The sequence below is a fragment of the Streptomyces sp. NPDC051677 genome, assembly GCF_044453465.1.
GTDB lineage: Bacteria > Actinomycetota > Actinomycetes > Streptomycetales > Streptomycetaceae > Streptomyces.
Map to the genome: position 1 here is coordinate 199,300 of NZ_JBITCT010000013.1, position 19,823 is coordinate 219,122.

Annotated in this window: 16 protein-coding genes; 8 read left to right on the forward strand and 8 right to left on the reverse strand. The window is 69.7% G+C overall.

The genetic code is table 11. The features are described 5' to 3' along the window. Positions 1 to 57 precede the first annotated feature (57 nt). Positions 58 to 2,859, reverse strand: a complete 2,802-nt coding sequence (locus tag ACIBAF_RS18040; RefSeq protein WP_399464200.1) for a penicillin acylase family protein — start codon at positions 2,857 to 2,859, stop codon at positions 58 to 60. Between the two features lie 267 nt (positions 2,860 to 3,126). On the opposite strand from ACIBAF_RS18040, the gene ACIBAF_RS18045 reads away from it, so the two are divergent. From ACIBAF_RS18045 to mscL, 6 genes are all read left to right on the forward strand, one after another. Next, a complete protein-coding gene (locus ACIBAF_RS18045; RefSeq protein ID WP_399464238.1) occupies positions 3,127 to 4,632 on the forward strand; it encodes a potassium/proton antiporter in 1,506 nt (501 codons plus the stop codon). Between the two features lie 272 nt (positions 4,633 to 4,904). Further along, positions 4,905 to 6,167 carry an MFS transporter gene (locus tag ACIBAF_RS18050; RefSeq protein WP_399464201.1) on the forward strand — a complete coding sequence of 421 codons (1,263 nt, stop codon included), beginning with the start codon at positions 4,905 to 4,907 and terminating at the stop codon, positions 6,165 to 6,167. A gap of 68 nt (positions 6,168 to 6,235) precedes the next feature. Then, positions 6,236 to 6,568, forward strand: coding sequence for an FmdB family zinc ribbon protein (locus ACIBAF_RS18055; protein WP_399464203.1), 333 nt, complete (start codon positions 6,236 to 6,238; stop codon positions 6,566 to 6,568). Positions 6,569 to 6,645: 77 nt separating this feature from the next. Then, positions 6,646 to 7,524, forward strand: a complete 879-nt coding sequence (locus ACIBAF_RS18060; RefSeq protein ID WP_399464204.1) for an S-methyl-5'-thioadenosine phosphorylase — start codon at positions 6,646 to 6,648, stop codon at positions 7,522 to 7,524. 128 nt (positions 7,525 to 7,652) lie between these two features. Beyond that, the gene (locus ACIBAF_RS18065) at positions 7,653 to 8,375 is read left to right on the forward strand and encodes a hypothetical protein (RefSeq protein WP_399464205.1); all 723 of its coding nucleotides are present in this window, start codon (positions 7,653 to 7,655) and stop codon (positions 8,373 to 8,375) included. Between the two features lie 108 nt (positions 8,376 to 8,483). Beyond that, on the forward strand, positions 8,484 to 8,951 hold the full coding sequence (mscL, locus tag ACIBAF_RS18070; RefSeq protein WP_399464207.1) for a large conductance mechanosensitive channel protein MscL: 468 nt from the start codon (positions 8,484 to 8,486) through the stop codon (positions 8,949 to 8,951). 40 nt (positions 8,952 to 8,991) lie between these two features. Here mscL and ACIBAF_RS18075 read toward each other — a convergent pair whose 3' ends face one another. From ACIBAF_RS18075 to ACIBAF_RS18085, 3 genes are all read right to left on the reverse strand, one after another. Beyond that, positions 8,992 to 9,174, reverse strand: coding sequence for a hypothetical protein (locus tag ACIBAF_RS18075; RefSeq protein WP_399464208.1), 183 nt, complete (start codon positions 9,172 to 9,174; stop codon positions 8,992 to 8,994). Between the two features lie 284 nt (positions 9,175 to 9,458). Next, positions 9,459 to 10,010: a low molecular weight phosphatase family protein gene (locus tag ACIBAF_RS18080; protein ID WP_399464209.1), complete on the reverse strand. Its 552-nt coding sequence runs from the start codon at positions 10,008 to 10,010 to the stop codon at positions 9,459 to 9,461. After that, complete coding sequence (locus ACIBAF_RS18085; RefSeq protein WP_399464210.1) at positions 10,007 to 11,482, reverse strand: polysaccharide biosynthesis tyrosine autokinase; 1,476 nt, start codon at positions 11,480 to 11,482, stop codon at positions 10,007 to 10,009. Before ACIBAF_RS18085 ends, ACIBAF_RS18080 begins: the two co-directional genes overlap by 4 nt. Before the next feature lie 382 nt (positions 11,483 to 11,864). Here ACIBAF_RS18085 and ACIBAF_RS18090 point away from each other — a divergent pair, with 382 nt between their 5' ends. After that, positions 11,865 to 12,479, forward strand: coding sequence for a hypothetical protein (locus ACIBAF_RS18090; RefSeq protein ID WP_399464211.1), 615 nt, complete (start codon positions 11,865 to 11,867; stop codon positions 12,477 to 12,479). 230 nt (positions 12,480 to 12,709) lie between these two features. After that, entirely contained in the window at positions 12,710 to 13,489 is a 780-nt protein-coding gene (locus ACIBAF_RS18095; protein ID WP_399464212.1) for a glutaminyl-peptide cyclotransferase, read from the forward strand. Between the two features lie 70 nt (positions 13,490 to 13,559). Here ACIBAF_RS18095 and ACIBAF_RS18100 read toward each other — a convergent pair whose 3' ends face one another. From ACIBAF_RS18100 to ACIBAF_RS18115, 4 genes are read right to left on the reverse strand one after another with little or no spacing between them, the layout of a single operon-like run. Further along, a complete protein-coding gene (locus tag ACIBAF_RS18100) occupies positions 13,560 to 14,756 on the reverse strand; it encodes a glycosyltransferase family 4 protein (protein ID WP_399464213.1) in 1,197 nt (398 codons plus the stop codon). Beyond that, positions 14,743 to 15,501 carry a D-glucuronyl C5-epimerase family protein gene (locus tag ACIBAF_RS18105; protein WP_399464239.1) on the reverse strand — a complete coding sequence of 253 codons (759 nt, stop codon included), beginning with the start codon at positions 15,499 to 15,501 and terminating at the stop codon, positions 14,743 to 14,745. The genes ACIBAF_RS18100 and ACIBAF_RS18105 overlap by 14 nt, the downstream gene beginning before the upstream one ends. A gap of 5 nt (positions 15,502 to 15,506) precedes the next feature. Next, positions 15,507 to 16,733 carry a glycosyltransferase family 4 protein gene (locus ACIBAF_RS18110; protein WP_399464214.1) on the reverse strand — a complete coding sequence of 409 codons (1,227 nt, stop codon included), beginning with the start codon at positions 16,731 to 16,733 and terminating at the stop codon, positions 15,507 to 15,509. After that, the gene (locus ACIBAF_RS18115) at positions 16,730 to 19,480 is read right to left on the reverse strand and encodes an O-antigen ligase family protein (protein ID WP_399464215.1); all 2,751 of its coding nucleotides are present in this window, start codon (positions 19,478 to 19,480) and stop codon (positions 16,730 to 16,732) included. The genes ACIBAF_RS18110 and ACIBAF_RS18115 overlap by 4 nt, the downstream gene beginning before the upstream one ends. Between the last annotated feature and the right edge of the window lie 343 nt (positions 19,481 to 19,823).

Consider the following 19,823-nt stretch of genomic DNA (forward strand, 5'->3'; position numbering starts at 1 on the left):
GAAAGGGGTCCTCCACGCGCGCGTGGAGGACCCCTTTCACCGTGTCACCGTGGCCGCTCAGGGCTTGAGGACCAAGGTGTCACTGGTGCTGTCGTCGACCGCCTTCTTCGAGAAGGACCAGTCGAGCAGCTCGCCGTTGGCCCACTTGCCCGTCTGGTCGGTGTAGTGGGCGCTGAAGGCGTGCCCCGAGGCGCCGCTGAGGTTGATCCACTTCGACTTGTCGAGGTCGTCGAGGTTGACCACCATCCGCATCGACGGCACCCACACGACGCCATAGCCCCCGGCCGCGTTCCAGCCGGTCGCGTTGACCGCCGCCTCGCCGCCGCTGAGCTTCCACGGGCCGCGGTTGAGGACGTACTGCAGGAAGCCGGGGCCCTCGGTGCCCAGCGTCTGGTTCTTCAGGAACAGGCGGTGCAGCCGCCCCCAGCTCCAGGTGTCGATGTCCTTGCCGAGCTTGGCGGTCAGCTCCCACCGCGCGTCGATCAGGGCCCGCTCGAACAGCTTGTCGCGGTTGTGGTCGGCACCGGGGCGGCCGCTGACCGACTTGGGCGTCGTCCACCACTCGCTGTCGGTCTTCTGCATGAGGTTGCGCACGACCTCGAACCAGCGGTCGCCGCCGTCCGGCTGCGCCTGGTCGGCGTCGCGCTCACCGCACTCGCGGACCTTGTCGGTGTCGTCGACCGGACCGGTGCTGTTGACGGGGTCGACCCACAGGCACTGCCCCTCGACGCGCAGCTCCTTGGGCAGCTTGTTGCCGAAGGCCAGCTTGAGGATGTTGCGCCAGACCGCGTTGAAGTAGGCGGCCGCCGCCGAGTCGGCGTCCTGGGTGTAGTCCCAGCCCTGCAGCAGCTTCTGCGCCTCACGGACGTCCGGGTCGTCCAGGTTGATCTTCAGCAGGGTGGGCACGAGCAGCCGGGCGATCTGGCTGTCGTTGTCCAGCTGCATCTGCCGCATGTCGTCGGTGGAGATCTTGCCGCCGCCCTTGATCTTGCCCTTGATCAGGTCGGTGATCCGCTGGCTGCGGGCGCCGTAGCCCCAGTCCGTGGTGAGCGTGTAGGGGTACTTGTCCTTGTCGACGACGGCCTGGTTGGCGGTGACGATGTACCCGCGCGCGGGATCGTATTCGTAGGGCAGCTTGGCGAAGGTGATGTAGCCGGTCCACTTGTACCTGGAGTCCCAGCCGGGCGCGGGGATCGAGCCGTCCAGACCCTTCGCGCGCGTGGGGATCTTTCCGGGCAGCTGGTAGCCGATGTGGTTCGCGGTGTCGGCGTAGACGAGGTTCTGCGACGGCACGTCGAAGAGCTTGGCCGCGGCGCGGAAATCGTCCCAGCCCTTCGCCTTGTTCATGGCGAAGACGGCATCCATGGAGGTGCCCGGTTCCAGCGCGGTCCACTTCAGGGCGACGCCGTAACCGTCGCCCCGGTCGGGCGCCGCGGTGTCGACGGTGGCCTTCTTGCCGACATTGACGAGCTCGTCGTCACGGTCGGACAGCAGGGGCATCCCGTCCTCCGTCTGCCGGACGACGATCTTCTTGTCCGTGCCGCCGGCGACCTTGATGGTCTCCTCGCGCGTGGTGAAGGGCTTGACCTTCTTGTTGTAGATATAGCCGTCGTTCCCGGAGAGCTTCTCCAGGTAGAGGTCGGTCACGTCGACGCCCGAGTTGGTCATGCCCCAGGAGATCGTCTGGTTGTGGCCGATGATCACACCGGGCATGCCCGCAAAGGTGTAGCCGGAGACGTCGTACTGGCACTTGGCCGACAGGGTGCGGCAGTGCAAGCCCATCTGGTACCAGACGGACGGCAGCGAGGCCGACAGGTGCGGGTCGTTGGCCAGCAGCGGCTTGCCGGTGATCGTGTACTTCCCGGCGACGACCCAGGAGTTGGAGCCGATGCCGTTGCCGTTCACACCGACGGCCGTGGGCAGGTCGTCCAGGACGTTGTAGAGGCCCGAGAGCTGGCTCTGCAGGGCCGAGCCCGAGCCGTTCGACGTTCCGGTGCTGCCGCTGGTGCCGCCCGTGCTGCCGCTCGTGGAGCTGTCGTCCGAGCTGCTCTCACTTCCGGTGTCGCCGTCGCTCTGCTTGAACGTCTTGGTCAGCTCGTCGTACTCGCCTTCCTGGACGATCGCCTGGTTGCGGTCGTACGGGTACTGCGGGTACAGATCGGCGATCTGCTGCGGGCCGAGACGGCTGGTCATCAGGGCGCGGTCGATCTCGTCCTGCATGTTGCCGCGCAGGTCCCAGGCCATCGCCTTCAGCCAGGAGACCGAGTCGACCGGCGTCCACTCGGCGGGCTTGTAGTCGTTGGTGAAGCCCAGGGCCGCGTACTCCAGGGAGATGTCCGCGCCGTCCTTGCCCTTGAGGTAGGCGTTGACTCCCTTGGCGTACGCCTGAAGGTACTTCTTGGTGGCGGGCGACAGCTTGGTGTCGTACTCCTGCTGGGCTACGCGGTCCCAGCCCAGCGTGCGCAGGAACTCGTCGTTGTCGACCTGGCCCTTGCCGAACATCTCCGACAGGCGGCCGGACGTCATGTGCCGGCGGACGTCCATCTCGTAGAACCGGTCCTGCGCCTGGACGTAGCCCTGCGCCATGAACAGGTCCTCGTCGGAATCCGCGTAGATCTGCGGGATGCCGTAGCCGTCCCGCTTCACGTCGACGGCCCCGGACAGGCCCTCGAGTGTGATCGAACCCTTGGTCTGCGGGAAGGACGCGCGGACGGTGCTGATGGACCAATAGGCGCCGTAGGCGATGCCTCCGATGATGGCCAGCACCAGCACAAGCACGATCAAACGGGCTTTGCGCCCCTTCTTCCTGCCGGACTTGCCGGGCTTGTCACCCGATGTGGCGGTGGTGTTGGGGGGCATCGCTGTCCTTGCTGTCCTAACGCGAGCGGCAGGCGGTCCTGGAGTGCTGGAGCAACCATAGGCGCAGGGCCTCGCGCCACTTGACGCGGAGTCGGGTACCAGCACGGAAGAACGTTCGATCTTGCCCCGGCAAGCGTCAAGAAATCGTCAAGAGTTAGGTAAGGTAACGAAGTAGTTGGGCTCGGGGCGTGCCGCTTCGTGTCCGATGTATCCAATGCACGTGCGCGCCCGTGCGCGATTCGCGCACGCCTGTGAAGGGAACCGCCGCTGACTGTCCACCACCTCAACCAGCTCCTGCTCGTCTGCTCACTCGTCCTGCTCGTCGCCGTCGCAGCGGTCCGGATCTCCTCGCGCAGCGGGCTCCCCAGCCTGCTCGTGTACCTGGGGATCGGCATCGCCATGGGCCAGGACGGCATCGGCGACATCCACTTCGACAACGCCGAACTGACCCAGGTCATCGGCTACGCCGCCCTGGTCGTGATCCTCGCCGAGGGCGGTCTCGGCACGAAGTGGAAGGAGATCGAGCCGGCCCTGCCGTCCGCCACCGCCCTGGCGCTGGCCGGCGTCGCGGTGAGCGTCGGCGTCACCGCCACGGCCGCACACTTCGTGGTGGGGCTGGAGTGGCGGCAGGCGCTGATCATCGGCGCGGTGGTGTCCTCGACGGACGCGGCGGCGGTCTTCTCCGTCCTGCGCAAGATCCCCCTGCCCGCGCGCGTGACGGGCACCCTGGAGGCCGAGTCCGGCTTCAACGACGCCCCGGTGGTCATCCTGGTGGTCGCCTTCTCCACGGCGGGCCCCGTCGAGCACTGGTATGTGCTGCTGGGCGAGATAGGCCTGGAGCTGGCCATCGGCGCCGCCATCGGCCTCGCGGTCGGCTGGCTGGGCTCCTGGGGCCTCAGGCACGTCGCGCTGCCCGCCTCCGGCCTGTACCCGATCGCCGTCATGGCAATCGCCGTCACCGCGTACGCGGCCGGCTCACTGGCGCACGGCAGCGGCTTCCTGGGCGTCTACCTCGCCTCGATGGTCATGGGCAACGCGAAACTGCCGCACTGGCCGGCCACGCGCGGGTTCGCCGACGGCCTCGGCTGGATCGCCCAGATCGGCATGTTCGTGCTGCTCGGCCTCCTGGTCACCCCGCACGAGCTGGGCGACGACGTGCTGCCCGCACTCGTCATCGGCCTCGTGCTCACCATGGTGGCCCGCCCCCTCAGCGTCGTGCTGTGCCTCACACCGTTCCGGGTGCCATGGCAGGAGCAGACGCTGATGTCCTGGGCCGGGCTGCGCGGAGCCGTGCCCATCATCCTGGCGACGATCCCCATGGTGAACGGCGTCGAGGAAAGCCGCCGCATCTTCAACATCGTCTTCGTCCTGGTCGTCGTCTACACCCTGGTCCAGGGGCCGACGCTGCCCTGGCTGGCACGCAAGCTGCGGCTGGGCGGGGAGCCCGAGGCCGCCGACCTGGGCGTCGAATCGGCGCCCCTGGAGCGGCTGCGCGGGCACCTGCTGTCGGTCGCGATCCCCGAGGGGTCGAAGATGCACGGCGTCGAGGTCAACGAGCTGCGGCTGCCCGCCGGCGCCGCCGTCACCCTCGTCGTACGGGATGGAAAATCGTTTGTTCCCCTTCCGACGACGGTGCTGCGGCACGGGGACGAACTGCTCGTCGTCGCCACCGATCCCGTCCGGGACGCTGCGGAAAAACGGCTCCGCGCGGTGGGTCACGGCGGCAAGCTGGCCGGCTGGCTCGGAACGGGCAGCACTGGCGCGGGCCGTTAAGGGCATGTTTCGTACGGTTCACACTCCCGCCAAATACAGGTGAACGCGTGCGTGGTGCTCGTTTTCACAGGTGCACCAGGTGTTGATCCCTGTACGATGAAGGCGCATTCTGATCGACCAACTCTGCCTGACGCAGTGCTGGCGCGACCGTATGGCGGCCGAGAAGCCCTCCGCAGTGAGTGCCGGCATCTACCGCAGTCCGCGCAAGAGGACAGCTCTCGGCGCCCCGGCCCACGTGGGCCGCGCTACCAGGCGGCAGAAAGGCACGGGCCGTGGCATCCACGGTCACCTCCCGCCCGGGATACGGACAGCTGCTGCGCACCCGCGACGCCTGGACGTTCCTGCTCCCCGGCTTCGCGGCGCGCCAGCCGTTCGCGATGCTCACCATCTCCATCGTGCTGCTGGTGCAGCACACCACCGGCTCCTACGGCGCGGCCGGTGCCGCCGCGGCCGTCACCGGCGTCTCCATGGCGCTGTGCGCCCCCTACAGCGGCCGTCTCGCCGACCGCTACGGCCAGCGCGCCGTGCTGATCCCCGGTGTGCTCGTGCACACGCTGTCGGGGCTCGCCTTCACGTCCCTCGCCCTCGCTCACGCTCCCCTGTGGGCGCTGTCCGCGGCGGCCGTCCCCACGGGCGCGTCCGTGCCGCAGATCGGGCCGATGGTGCGGGCCCGCTGGGGCGTGAAGCTGAAGGGCTCGCCCCTGATGACCACCGCGGCGGCCTTCGAGTCGGTCACCGACGAGCTCACGTTCGTCTTCGGCCCGCTACTGGCGACTGCCCTGTGCACCGTCGTGAACCCGGCCGCCGGCCTGATCACCGAGGCCTCGCTGACCCTGCTGGGCGGTCTGCTGTTCGCCGCGCAGAAGAGCACGCAGCCTCAGATCGCCGACGCCGGGCACGCGCGCGTGGAGCACGCCTCGGCGCTGCGCGTCCCCGGGGTGCGCGTGCTGATCGCGGTCTTCCTGGGCATCGGTTCCGTCTTCGGCGGCATGCAGGTCTCGCTGGCCGCGTTCACCGAGTCGATCGGCGAGCCCGGCCTGAACGGCGTCCTCTACGGCACCTTCGCCGCCGGCAACATGCTCTCCGGCCTGGTCTGCGGGGCGATCGCCTGGAAGGCCGCCCCGCAGCGACGCCTCGTCGTCGCCTACGCCGCGCTGGCCCTCGTCGCCTGCGGCCTGTGGGCCGCGCACTCGGTGCTCGTGCTGGCGGGCCTCGGCCTCCTGGTCGGCATGTGCATCGCACCCGCGCTGATCACCGGCTACACCCTGGTCGAGGGCCTGGTTCCGGCCGGAGCCCGCACGGAGGCGTTCACCTGGCTGACGGGCGCGGTGGCACTCGGGCAGGCGGCGGCCGTCACGATCGCCGGGCAGCTGGAGGACCGCTTCTGGGGCGGCGCCGGTTTCCTGGTGCCGATGGGCGGCACGGTGGCGGCGCTGGCGGTCCTGCTGGCGCTGCGTTCGCGGCTGGAGACGCGCCCACGCGCGCGTACCGTCGCACGTGGCGTCGGTCACCGCGTGCCGGTGACAGTGGACTGATGCTCGGGAATGCGTCAAGATAGACCGTCGTTAGCACTCACTGAGTGAGAGTGCCAGGAGGAAGACAAGTGCCGACCTACCAGTACCAGTGCACCGAGTGCGGCGAGGGCCTCGAGGCGGTGCAGAAGTTCACCGACGACGCCCTGACCGAGTGCCCCAGCTGCGGTGGCCGCCTCAAGAAGGTGTTCTCCGCGGTCGGCATCGTCTTCAAGGGCTCCGGTTTCTACCGCAACGACAGCCGCGGCTCCTCGTCGAGCAGCTCCCCGGCGTCGTCCGCGTCGAAGTCGTCGACGTCCGGTTCCGAAGCGAAGTCGTCGAGCTCGACCTCGTCGTCCTCGACCTCTTCGGACTCGAAGTCGTCGAGCACCGGCACCTCGACCGGCAACAGCTCCGCCGCGTAAGGCCACTTCTTACGGGACCCTGTCGTCTTCCGACGGCGGGGTCTTCGGCGTCTTCGACGGCAGTTAGGGTGCGGGACATGGCGAACAAGGCGAGCACGGAGACCGGGGCGAACGCAGACATCGGGGCGAGCGCGGAGATCGGTGTGATCGGCGGGTCCGGTTTCTACGCGTTCCTCGACGACGTGACCGAGGTCCAGGTCGACACCCCCTACGGGCCGCCCAGCGACTCCCTCTTCCTCGGCGAGATCGCCGGCCGGCGGGTCGCCTTCCTGCCCCGGCACGGGCGCGGCCACCATCTGCCGCCCCACCGGATCAACTACCGGGCCAACCTGTGGGCGCTGCGTTCGCTCGGGGTGTGCCAGGTCCTCGGTCCGTGCGCGGTGGGCGGTCTGCGCCCCGAGTACGGACCCGGCACGCTGCTCGTGCCCGATCAGCTGGTCGACCGCACCAAGTCGCGGGTCGGAACATACTTCGACGGACTGCCCCTCCCCGACGGCACGGTGCCCAACGTGGTGCACGTGTCCCTGGCCGACCCCTACTGCCCCACCGGACGCTCGGCAGCGCTGAAGGCGGCGCGCGGGCGGGAGTGGGAGCCGGTGGACGGCGGGGCGCTGGTCGTGATCGAAGGGCCGCGGTTCTCCACCCGCGCCGAATCGCTGTGGCATCAGGCGCAGGGCTGGTCGGTGGTGGGCATGACGGGCCATCCGGAGGCTGCGCTCGCCCGTGAACTCGAGCTCTGCTACACGTCGTTGACCCTGGTCACCGATCTGGACGCCGGTGCCGAAAGCGGTGAGGGCGTGTCCCACGAGGAGGTCCTGCAGGTGTTCGCGGCGAACGTGGACCGGCTGCGAGGCGTCCTGTTCGACGCGGTGGCCGCACTGCCCTCGAACGAGGAGCGGGACTGCCTGTGCACGAACGCGTTGGGCGGGCTGAACCCGGGGTTCGAGCTGCCCTAGCGCGGAACTCCTCGTTCGGGTGAGGGAGTTGTCCACAACCGGTCGGTAGTCCACCGGCTCCGGCGAGCGGCGGCGCGAAGCCTCATCGTGGCTTCGCAAGTCCGTCCCTCGTCGCAGGTGGTGATCCCATGTCCGAACCCTCCCTCGCCCGTACGTCTCCACTCCCGCCGCTCCCTCCTCCCTCTCCACCCACTCCTCCCTCTCCACTCGCTCCGCTGCCGCCTCTTCCGCGCCCGTCTGCGGCGTACCCACCCGGTGCCGACGCTCCGGCCACGTGCGAGGTGCCGTCCTTCGCTCCCGTGCGGGTCCGCGGTGGGCGGTACCGGTTGCAACGGCTCGTGCGGAGCCGGCGGCGGGCCCTCGCGATCGGTCTCGCCGTCACCGCCGCCGCGCTCGTGGCGGCCGGCCCACAGCTCGGCGATCCGGCGCGCGGACATCCGCGCGGGGGCGCGGGCGGGAGCAGGGAAGCGAGCCAGGGCTCGTATGCCCGCGCGCAGACCTCGGTGCGCGCCCCCGCGCTTGGTCCGCGCGCCGTGGAAAAGGTGACGGCGCCGGTGCGGATCGCGGACGCGGCCACTGTCCGGCTCCTGCGGCCCGGCGACCGGGTCGACGTCATCGCTGTCACCGAGCAGACGGCGTTGACCGGCGGTGGCGGCACGGGCGGTGGCAGGGGCGGCGACGCCCACGTGGTCGCGCACGGGGCGCTGGTGACGAAGGTGCCGGAGCCGCTGGACACTTCTATGGGAGCTGCCGAGCGCGGTGCGCTGGTCGTCCTCTCGGTGCCTCGGTCCACTGCGGCGCGCCTGGCAGGTGCGAGCGCGACGGCTCGGTTGGCGGTGACTCTGTGGTGAAGTCAAGTCCCTCGTTCGAGCTACCGAAGGGGACACGGTCACGTCGCGTTGACGTAGGTTGCGGAGCTGTTTGTTCCACAACCTGTACATGCGAGGAGTGTCCCCGAGGTGAGCGAAAAGAAGGCAAGCGTCTGGCAGGGCTTCAAGACCTTCCTGATGCGCGGGAACGTAGTCGATCTGGCAGTGGCGGTGGTGATCGGCGCGGCCTTCACGAACATCGTCAACTCGGTGGTGAAGGGGATCATCAACCCGGTCATCGGAGCGGTCGGCACCAAGAACCTGGACAGCTACAGCTCCTGTCTCAAGGGCCCCTGCACGGGCACGGGCGACAGTGCGACGGGGGTGCGGATCCTGTGGGGCTCCGTCCTCGGCGCGACGCTCACGTTCGTGATCACCGCGGCGGTCGTCTACTTCCTGATGGTCCTGCCCATGTCGAAGTACCTGGCGAAGGTGGAGGCCCGCCGGAAGGCCAAGGAGGGAACGCAGGAGGTCATCGAGGTGACCGAGCTGGAGGTCCTCAAGGAGATCCGCGACGCGCTGGTCGCCCAGCGGAGCTCGGGCCACAGCGAGCGGTAGCGACGCTGCGGACGGTGCTGTGCCGGGCAGCCCGCCGGGTTCAGATGTGGTGGGGCGGCTTCTCGTCGAGGAAGCGCTTGAGGTCGGCGGCGCTGTCGCCGTCGGAGGCAGGGCGCTCGCCCCACCCGCGGTCGGTGTCGTCCGAGGACTGCCGGTCCAGCGGGTCGTCGAAGATCAGCGCGGCCTTCGGCGCGCGCGGCTCTGGGGCGGCGGAGGTGCTCATGCCTCCAGGGTACGGCCCTGGGGCTGGCCCGGTTGAGGGCCGGACCACCCGCCCCGAACCCCGCGGGCAGGCCCGCGAACCGCGCAGGTCCGCGGCTTCCGCACAAGATCTTCCGGCGGTCAACTGCTGTGCTGAGAGCAGTGCCCGACGAGGGGGAGGAGGATCAGCGTTGGTACGCCCTTGCCGATCGGCTCGCCCTGCCGGAACCGCTCGCGGAAGAGCGCGAGCCCGGAGCTGCCTGCCGCACGCCGACGTCGGTTGCCCGCCGATCCCGAAGGCACCGGCTATTGCGTCTGGCGCATCCCCCACAGTCTGACCAGCCCGCTCACCGCCCTGTCGATCTCCAGGGCGCACTCGTACAGCTCCTCGCGGGGCCTGCCCCAAGGGTCCGGGATGTCGTCCTCGGCCGGCGGGACCGGGGCCGCGGCACCGCGGCGGGTGGCCGCGGCCGCCACCACGGCGTCGAATTCGCCCCCGCCCTCCGCACCGCCCCCGTCCGCGAGCCGCACGAACTCCTTCAGGGTGAAGCATCGCCGCATCGCCGACGGCGCGAGGCGCACTGCCGCCTCTCGGTGCTCGCGCGCGAGCCCGAGGACCAGCCCGGCGCCCACCACGAGCTGCGCGGTGAGCGGGCGGGAGGTGAATCTGCAGCCGTCGCCACCCAGCTCCTCCACGACCGCCCGGGTGGTGTCCTCCATACGGGAGCGGTGCCACGCCTGCGTGCCGGCGCTCTCTGGCCGCAGGGCCGCGCCGGGCGGCAGCCTCGCCGCCAGCAGGCGTTCGGCGAGCACCGAGCGGTGCACGTTTCCGGTGCAGACGAACAGGACCCGCGTCATTTCCCGTCCGTGGGGTTCGTCATCGTGGAGGCGGCCCTCCCTTCCAGCAGGGCCGACATACGCGGAGCGGGCAGCTCGCCGTACTGCCCGTAGGCGCCGTAACCGCCATAGCGGCCGCCCTTGGGAACGGGAGCCATGCTGAATACCGTGCCGAGCACGCGGACGCCCACGCGCTCCAGCGCCTCCGTGGCCGTGCGCACCTGGTCCTGGCTGGTCTTCGCGGCCCGTACGACGAGCAGCGCGCCCTGGGCGAGGGAGGCGAGCCCCACGGTGTCTGCGACCGGCAACAGCGGCGCAGTGTCGACGACAACGACCTGGTACATGTCCGCAAGCTCGCGCAGCACCTCTTCCATGCGCGACGAGCCGAGCAGTTCCGCGGGGTTCGGCGGCACAGCGCCGCTGGCGAGCACCGAGAGTCCGCCGGCGACCTCCTGCATCACGTCCTCGAGACGGGCCTGTCCGATGAGCACCGTGGTGAGGCCGGCGTCCTGAACGAGGCCGAAGGTCGGTGCCACGCACGGACGGCGCAGGTCACCGTCCACAAGGCAGGTGGAGACGCCGCCCTCGGCGAGCGAGAGGGCGAGGTTGATCGCGGTGTTCGTCTTGCCCTCACCGGGCACCGAGCTCGTCACCACGATGATCTGCGGCGGATCGTCGACCTGCGAGAACTGCAGGTTGGTACGCAGCTTGCGGAAGGCCTCGGCGCGCTTGGAGTGCCCGTCGGAACTGACCAGCGGCTGCCTCGGGGCGTTCCTGTCGTACGGGATGGTGCCCAGGCCTGGCAGAGAGATGAATTCGCCCAGCGTCTCGCTCGTCTTGAACGTGCTGTCGAGCGTCTCACGCAGGGCGACCAGCCCGGCAGCGAGCAGGAGGCCGCCGAGCACACCTGCGGCCAGGTTCAGCAACGGGCGGGGCGATGCGGGACCGGTGGGGGCGATGGCCTCCTGTGTGACGCCCAGGGAGACCGGGGACACAGGCGCGGCATCCTCGCCCTTGCCCCCCTTCTTGGACTTCGGCGAGCGGACCGAGTGCTTGGGCGTCTCCAACTGCTCGATAACCGAGCTGAACCTTTTTGCCACGGCGTTGGCGATGCGCGCCGCACGCTGGGGCATGGTGTCCTGGACGGTGATGTCGATGAGTACGGTCTTGAGCGGGACGACGGCGGTGATCCGGGACGCCAGCTCCTCCGGGGTGCTGCGCAGCCGCAGCTGTTTCACCACGGGAGCGGTGACCTGACGGGTCCTTACGATCTCGGCATACGACTGCACACGCGCCTGCGAGAAGGTCTGCCCCTGGTTGAGGTCGACGGTGTCATCACCGGTGCGGGTGGCGACGAAGAGCTGAGTCCTCGCCTCATAGACAGGGGTGCTCAGGCTTGTCACGGCGAGCGCCGCCCCGACCGAGAGAACCAGACAGACCACGACCGTCGGCCAGCGTCTGGCAAGAGCCTTCAGGAATCCTTGGAGATCCAAGCTGCACCCCTCACAGGACTGAGGGAACAACCCCATTTGAGGCTTTCTGTTCCCTATGGACGCAGTCGACCATAGGGACTCGGGCGCTTCGAACGAGGGATCCACCCCCCGTGTCGACCCCTCGAACGATCTTTGCGACACACACCGCGTGGGCGGGGACTCCCCCAATCCGGTGACTTCATGCGCGGCCGCGCCAGTAAATGTCGCCGTGTTCCGCATATTCCATATATCCAGATCTTGGTGCCCACGCACGCCTCACGGCCGCCGCAGGCCCAGGCCCGGACCCAAGTCGAGGAGATTGATGAAGATGACAGCATCGCGCAGATGGCGGGCCGCACTGGTTTCGGCGGCATCGACCGCCATTCTCATCGGAGCACCGCTGATGGGGGCGCCCGCAGCCTCGGCGCAGCCGTACCCGCCGCCACCCCCGCCCCTGTCCGTCAGTACCACCACGGTGACAGCCGGGGAGCAGTTGAGTTTCAGCACCGTCTCCGGCGTGTTCGCCCCCGGGGCGAACGTCACGGCGTTGCTGGAATCAATCCCGGTCGTGCTCGGCCACTTCCGGGCCCGGACCGACGGATCGGTTGCGGGCACGGTGACCATTCCGGAGAGGACCATTACCGGCTGGCACGTCTTCCGGCTCACCTCGCGCCACCCCGACCCGAGTGTCGGCGTCAGCATCTACGTGGAGGGTCGGATTGCGCCCACCCCCCACCCGCCCCTCCACCCGCCCCTCCACCCGCCCCTCCCGGGCAGCATCGGGCACCACCGCGAGCCAAGGAACGGTGGGCACAACGGACCTGGCAACACACGCGACGCCTCCCACGAACTCGCCGCAGCCGTTGAGCCGACGGCTTACCCGCAGACGGACCAGAACGCCAAGAAGCTCGCGGCCACGGGCAGTGACAAGGCCCTGGTGATCGGCGGCACCGCGACCGCCCTGCTCGTGGCAGGCGGTGGCACGATGCTGGCCGTACGCCGTCGTCGCAGTTCCTGACGGATCAGGACGTGCATACGACGGAACCACGGCGTCCCGGCCGGGGCCGGGACGCCGTCCGCTCGACTGGAACCAGTCGTTCCGGGAACCGAGCGGCGGACCGTCGCCGCACACCCAGATACGCCCTGCCGACCATCACGGCGCTCCTGGTCACCGGCTCCGTCTGGATCGCGACCACCGCGCCGCTCACCCGATCGGAGCCTCTCTCGGCCCAGCGGAACGTCGAAGCGGTGTCCGCCTATCCGGCCGGCCGAAGCCACACGCACGGGCGGCAGGCCGGCCCCCACCGGGTCGAGCACCTGCGGGTGAAGGTCCTCGAAACCCTCCCGCACGACCCGGAATCGTTCACAGAGGGCCTGGAGATGACGGGCAGCACGCTCTACGAAGGCACCGGGCTGTCCGGTCACTCCTCCGTGCGGTCCGGGGCACCTGGCACGCCGCAGATGGCCCGCGCCGGCCTTCCCGCTCCTCTCTTCGGTGAGGGGATCACCCTGGTGGGCCGGACCCTGTGGCAGCTGACCTGGCGGGACCGTATCGCCGTCGAACGAGACGCGACGACACTGAGGGAGCTACGCCGCCTCCCCTACCCCGACGAAGGCTGGGGCATTTGCTTCGACCGCCTCAAGCGGCGGCTGGTGACGAGCGACGGCTCGGCACGACTGGCCTTCCGCGATCCGCGCACCCTCGCAAAGACCGGCGAGGTCACCGTGACCGAAGACGGCCGACCGGTGACGAGAGTGAACGAGCTGGAGTGCGCCGACCACGCCGTCTACGCCAACGTGCTGTCCACCGACCGCGTGGTGCGCATCGACCCCCTCACCGGCACGGTGACGGCGAGCATCGACGCCTCAGGCCTCCTGCGTGCCGACGAACTCGTCCCCGGCTCCACCCTGAACGGCATCGCGGCCGTCCCCGGAACGGACCAGTTCCTTCTCACGGGCAAGTTCTGGCCCAAGATGTTCCGGGTCGCCCTTGTTCCGGCACAGCCGCCGAGCCGAACCGCCCGTTGAACCAGCAGTGGGCGGCGGCACCTCCTGCCCACGGCTCTCATCGTTGCCCATCCGCTTACAGAGGCCCTGGTCAGACCGTCCCCGCGCGGGCCACATCCCTGTACAGCCGTTCGAGTTCAGCGACTTTCAGGGAGCCGCGCTCGGCGCGACTGATCAGCTGATGATTGGTCAGGCGATCCCCGGCGTCCACCTGCCCTGTACTTGAGAGAGCATCAGCCAACGAGCTGACCAGCGGATCGGGAAGCAGGTCCGCCAACAAACCGTCCGCCACCAGTTCTCGGTAGGGCGCGATGTCGGAGAGCAGCAGTCGGCACCCGGCAGCCGCGGCTTCAAGCACCGATGAGCTTCGCTGGTCGGCCCGGGGAACCGAGATCGCCGCATCGCTGGCGCGCATCAGGCTGAACATCTCAGCCTGACCGAGTGGCTGTTCGATGACGGCGACCCGGCCGGCCAGATCTTGCGCTTGGGCGCGCAGAGGCTCGAGATATTCCTGCTGCGCGAGTCTGGCAGCGGCATGAGCCGGCCGGTGCCCCGCCAGCAACACGAGGAACAGGTCAGCCCGGACCCGCGCGACACGGGTGAATGCCTCGAGGATCTCGCGTGTCCGGTACACCTCCGACGTGCTGCGGACCGACAGCACGACCGTGGCTCCGGCCGGAATCCCGTACCTCGCGCGCGTCAACCGGGGATCGGCGTCGTTGCCTGCATCCAGCAGCACGTCCGGGACCCCCCAGGAAAGAACCGTGATCCGTGAGCGGCGGACCCGGTATCGGCTCGCGACGTGCTCAGCCACCTCCTGGGAGGTCGGCACCACACGGGCGGCCCGTCGGAGCGCCAGCCAAGCGACCGACGCCCGGCCTGGATGCCGCTCGGCCGCGCGCAGTTCGGATCCCCACGGAGTGATCACGACCGGCACCGCCGGGCGGGCCGGCAGCAGGAGGGAGAGCGCCCCGTGCAGGCCGAGCGAATGAACATGGATGACATCCGGCCGCACCCGGCGCACCTCGCGGCGCAGCCAGTGCCCCGCCCGTACTGCCCGCAGCGGCAGGAACGCTCCGGTGGGGGCGGACACGGCTCGCCAGCCGTCGGGACGCAGGTCCGGCTCATGCCAGCTGCAGACAGTCACCTGATGCCCCCGCACGGCCAGGTCGTCCGCCCAGCGCCGGGTGTGCGCCGACGTGGCCGGCGCGAGCAGGACGACACGCAGCGGCGCGGGTGGCGAATCGCACGGGCCCAGCCGTCGCACGACGTGATCACGATCCGGCACGGCGCTCCCTGAGGACGAACCAGCCCTTGCCCGCCGCAGCTCGCAGCCGTCCGGCCGGGTTCCGCGTGCAGCGGTCCCATGCCATCGCCACCCCTGGCCGTCGTGGGTCGGCGAGCACGCTTCCGGCCGTGGTCAGCAACGCGGTGTGCAGGCGGTGGTAGGCGAGACTGGCGGGCGCGCGGTACCGCAGGTCGTATCCGGTCCGGTACCCCAGGTCGAACTCGGCCAGCGAGTCGCGCAGCCGGTCCGCGTGCTGGTGGACAGCCACGCCCTGATGCCGACTCAGCTCACACAGACCGAAGAGGGCGAAGACGGCACCGTTGAGAGTGTGACTGGCCGGTTCCGACAGGCACTCATCGAGCAAAGGCCGCCCCAGTTGGTCGTCATCCGAGCAACCACCCGCGGCCGGCGACCGGAGCATCACTTCCACCGGGCCCTCGCCCGTGTCAGGACAGGACCGCTCGTCGGTCGTGCCATACCCGCGCGGCACCACGGACACCGCCAGGCCCTGGGCCATGGCCGAGTCGCAGCCGGGGCGCACCTCGTACCGGGGCACTGGTACCAGGCGCTCGTGGTCGCGCACGCTCCCGGCGGTCATCGGCCGCAGGCCGAGCGGGTACCTGCCCGGCCGGTCGGCCGGCATGTCACCCGGCAACGGCATCGCGTCGGCCGGGAAGCTCGGCCGCCGCAGATCGCGCACCGCCTTCCCGGCCCTGCCCGGCAGCGCAGCCCCGGCCCGCACCATGTCCTTCACGCCGGATTCTCGCGGCGGAGCCGCCTGCGACGCCCTCGCGCGGCCAGCGCCTGGTGGTACAGCTCGTTCACCTGACTGACTGTCTGGGCGATGTCGAACTGCCGGAGGGCGAGTTCACGACCTTGGCCGGCCATGCGCAGACGCGCTGCGGGATCGGCGACCAGCGCGGTCACGGCCTGTGCCAGTGCCGTCGGATCGGCAGGCGGAACCAGCAGGCCAGTGCGGCCGTGCCGGACGGTGTCCGGCAGGCCACCGACCTCGGTTGCCACTACGCCCTTACGCATGAGCAGCGCCTCCACCACGGTGTAGCAGGCGGACTCCTCCATCGACGGGTTCACCAGTACGTCCAGCCCGGCCATGACCGAGCTGATGTCGGACCGGAATCCGGTGAACAGGACCCGGTCGGCGACACCGAGCCGGGTGGCGCGGCGTTCCAACTCGCGCCGGTACTCCCCGTCCCCGACCAGTTCGTCGCCGACGACGAAGAACCTGGCGTCGGGGACGTGTCGCAGAACCAGCGGAATGGCGTCGATGAAGACCTCATGCCCCTTGACACCAACCTGACGGAACGCCCGCGACTTGCTCGGATACATGTACGCGACCATGCCGATGGCCGGCGTGTCGGCGGCGAGCCCGAACTCACGGCGGAACGGCTCCGGCGGGGTTGCCGGATCGAACCGGTGCACGTCGCAGCCGTAATAGCTGACCGCGACCGACCTCGCACCCATGGCCTGGTAACGGCGGGCGATCGCCCGGCAGGATCCGATCACCAGATCGTCCCGCCACAGCGAAAGGCGCTCCAGGATCCAGAAGGGCGCCATCCGTAGATGCACCACTCCCGGAACCTGCGACACGACCAACGCCGGCCGGTGGGCGACCGACGCCACCCGGGCCACGAGCTTGGCGATGATCAGATGCGAATGGATGACATCCGGCTTGTACACCCTGACGAACTTCATCAGCCGCCACAGCCCAGCCGTCAGCCCCGGCAGCTGCCTGATCCGACGGGGCAGTCCGAACGGGATGATTTCCACCCGGACACCGGGGATCGAGCGCAGCCGGTCGGCGAGTGGGCCCTCTCGGGGCAGTAGCGCGCACACCTCGTTGCCCAGCTCGACAAGGCCCCGCACCTGGTCGTGGAACCAGCTCCCGCCGACGGCAGCCGAGCTGATCTGCAGGATGCGCAGGGGCCGCGGGGGCTTCCCGATCTCGGACGTACTCATCGCGCCACCGCCACCTCTGCCGATGCCCGTGCCGGCACCGGGGGCGGTGACGGTACGTCGGCCCGATCTGGCTTCGCAGCCAGGGTGATCAGCATCAGACCGGCCAACAGAGGGGGAACCAGCAGGACCTCGCCGAACAGCGAGCAGACCCCCGCACCGACCATGGCCAGCAGTGCCGCCTCGCCCGCGGAATCACCGGAGCGGATCGCCCGCCACGCCCGGCGCGCGCCGAACACGGCAAGCGAGCCGATGCCGGCCATGCCCACCAGGCCGGTCTGCGAGAGCACTGTCAGGTAGGTGTTGTGCGCGAAACTCAGGGACGGGAGCTGTAGGAGCATGACCTCGTAATCACCGGTGACTTCGTAGTAGGCGGACAGCTCTCTGGCGAAGTTCAGGTATCCGACGCCGAAAGCCGGGTGGTCCTCGAACATCCGCAGGGCGCTGCTCCAGAGGTCGAGCCGTACGGCGGAGTCGGCGTCCATGGTGCCGCCGCCGAGCATCGTTCCGAACCGGGCCGCGATCGCGGCGGGCAGCAGCGGCAAGAGGCAGACCGCACCGAGACCCAGGGCCACGATGCCGCGCATGGATCTGCGGAGGGCGTAGGCCGCGACGACCGTGATTCCCGCGAGATAGGCCGCGCGGCTCAGCGAGTACGCCACTCCCAGGGCGAGCACGACGACGCCGGTGCCGGTTGCCAGCCGAGGGAGGCGCCCTCGGGCGGCCGGATAGCGACTGAGCAGGACTGCGGCCGCCATGACGAACAGAGCACCCACGGCGTTGTGGTTGGCCGCGGCCTCTTGGGTCATGGCCACAGCGGCGGTGACGGCAGGGGCGAGATCCGTCCTCGTGGCGAAGATGGAGTCGACGTGGACGATCTCGATCACGGCGAGAATCACGCTGCCACAGCAGAACAACAGGAGCGCCCGGTCGAGTGCCCGTCCAGGTTCGGCGACCAGTGGCAGGAGAAACAGCGGCGCGCACACCAGCAGCAGGTACTGCCATGTGTTGGCGCCCTGCACATCGGTGTCTCCGAGCACGTTGCCGGCGACCACCATGTAACCGACCGTGCCGACGGTGGTCAGGACGCCGATCAGCTTCGGCCGCGCGATCCCCCGGCTGCCGGCGACACGGCCCAGCAGGCAGATGAGCATCAGAGCCCCCAGCACGCTTGGGGTGATCAGCGAAGCGCCGACGCCAGACTGCGAGAGCGGAATCGCGGCTGCGAGCACATACAGACCCGCGTCCCGGATCATCAGACAGGCCAGCGCGATGACCACGAGCCCGGCGGCGGGACGGTACACCGCGGCGAGACATGCGGCACCCGCCGCGGTCAGGAGCCCCGCCACGACCATGGGTTCCCTCCTGGCCAGGCCGGACCCCACCGGCCTCGGGCACGCGCTGCGCAGGCGATCACCGACCGTCTTGACCGACCATCGCCCAGCGGACGGGTGCGAAGGGCCGGCCGGTCCCTCCTCGATGGCCGACTCGGCCGTAAGCCCCTGGCGGGCGCGGACGCCCAGCTGGGTGCCCCGGCCGACGAGCGTCGCGAGCACCAGGTATCCGGCCGAGTCGGCCACGCCGGCACCGACCGCCGCATAGTGGGGTGTCAAGGCCAGGAGCAGCGCGATGTTGACGATCGCGCCGAGCGCGGTGGCCGCGATCACCGGCCGGAGCAAGCCGACGGCCGCCAGATACGGCTGGATCGAGCGGGCCGCACTGAACAGTACGAGGCCCGGTAGAATCGCCCAGATCACCGGCACGGCACCGGAGTAAGGCTGCCCGTAGACCGCTGGGATCAGGAGCGGTGCGGCTGCCGCGGCCGTGGCGGCGGCCAGAGCGGCGGCAGCGAACACCGTCCGTGCAATCCTGGCCGTCGCCCGCGCCTCGACGGCGCCCGAAGTAACCGCGGGAAACATCACCAGCCCGACCGCCGTCGGCAGCAGGAGCAGCCCCTCGGCCAAGGGCAGTGCCACCGCGTACGCGGCGACGGCCGTAGCCCCGGCAAGCATGTGGATCAACGGCACGTCCAGACGCAGCATGCCGTATTGGATGAGATCCGGGAGATAGGTCCTGATGGCAAACTTGCCGAAAGTGTGGGCGGACAGAGGTTCGCCGTCGGCGTGGACGCGGGTGATGGCTGCGATCAGCAGAACCCCGGCGCAGACCAGCTGCCCGGCCAGCGCCGACAGGAAGCAGCCGGCAGGGGTCAGCGATCCCGCGGCGAGCAGGCCGCAGACTCCGGCGAGGTAGCAGGCTGCGGGGACGGTGCTCACGAGGTTGTACATCGCGACCCGGCCACGGCCGATCTCGGCCATGCCGAGCAGCGTGGTCAGCAAGGCGACCGGGCACATGGCGGCCACGACCACCGCAAGCGGGAACGGCACGCCGAGCAGCACGACCGGCCAGAGATGACCGAGCAGCAGCCACAGTCCCGGCAGCACCGAACCGGCAACCAGGGAGAACGCCACGCTCCACCGGACGATCTGCCGGAACGCCGTGTGCGAGGTTCCGGCGAAGCGGGCGTTGGCGTTGTCCACGCCCAGGACCGTGACGACGCTCAGCACGCCGGGGACCGACATCATGACCGCGAACGTGGCCCGGCCCTGCACCCCCAGCTCCCGCGCCGCGATGACGCCCGCCGCGAAGCTCATCGCCGTGGCCAGCACTCGCGTGGCCAGCGTTCCCCCGATCGCCGCCGGACTTACCCCCGGCAGCCGGACGCGGAGACTCTTTGTGATCGACAGCACCAGGGAATGGCCTCCGGAGTCGTGAACGCTGCCGCTGGGGGCGGCGGATCTTCTCGCCGCCTCGGCATCCAGGCACAATGTAGCGGCACATGTAGCGGAAAGTAGTGACGCGCGCACGTTGAGTAGTAGGTTTCTCGGCGTCGAGCCGTCACCGTCGGCATGAAGGCGCCGACGGCCGGATGGTGCCGGCCGTTGTGCCCGATCACATGCGCGTCACCGCGCCGTGCCCGGCCGACGAGCCGCCGACACCTTCGGTGGCGGTGAGGCCGCCGTAAGGATCATCGACGAACTGGCGTCACGGGCCCGGGGCGAGCTCATGCCCAGCCGCCGTCGGGTGGCAGGG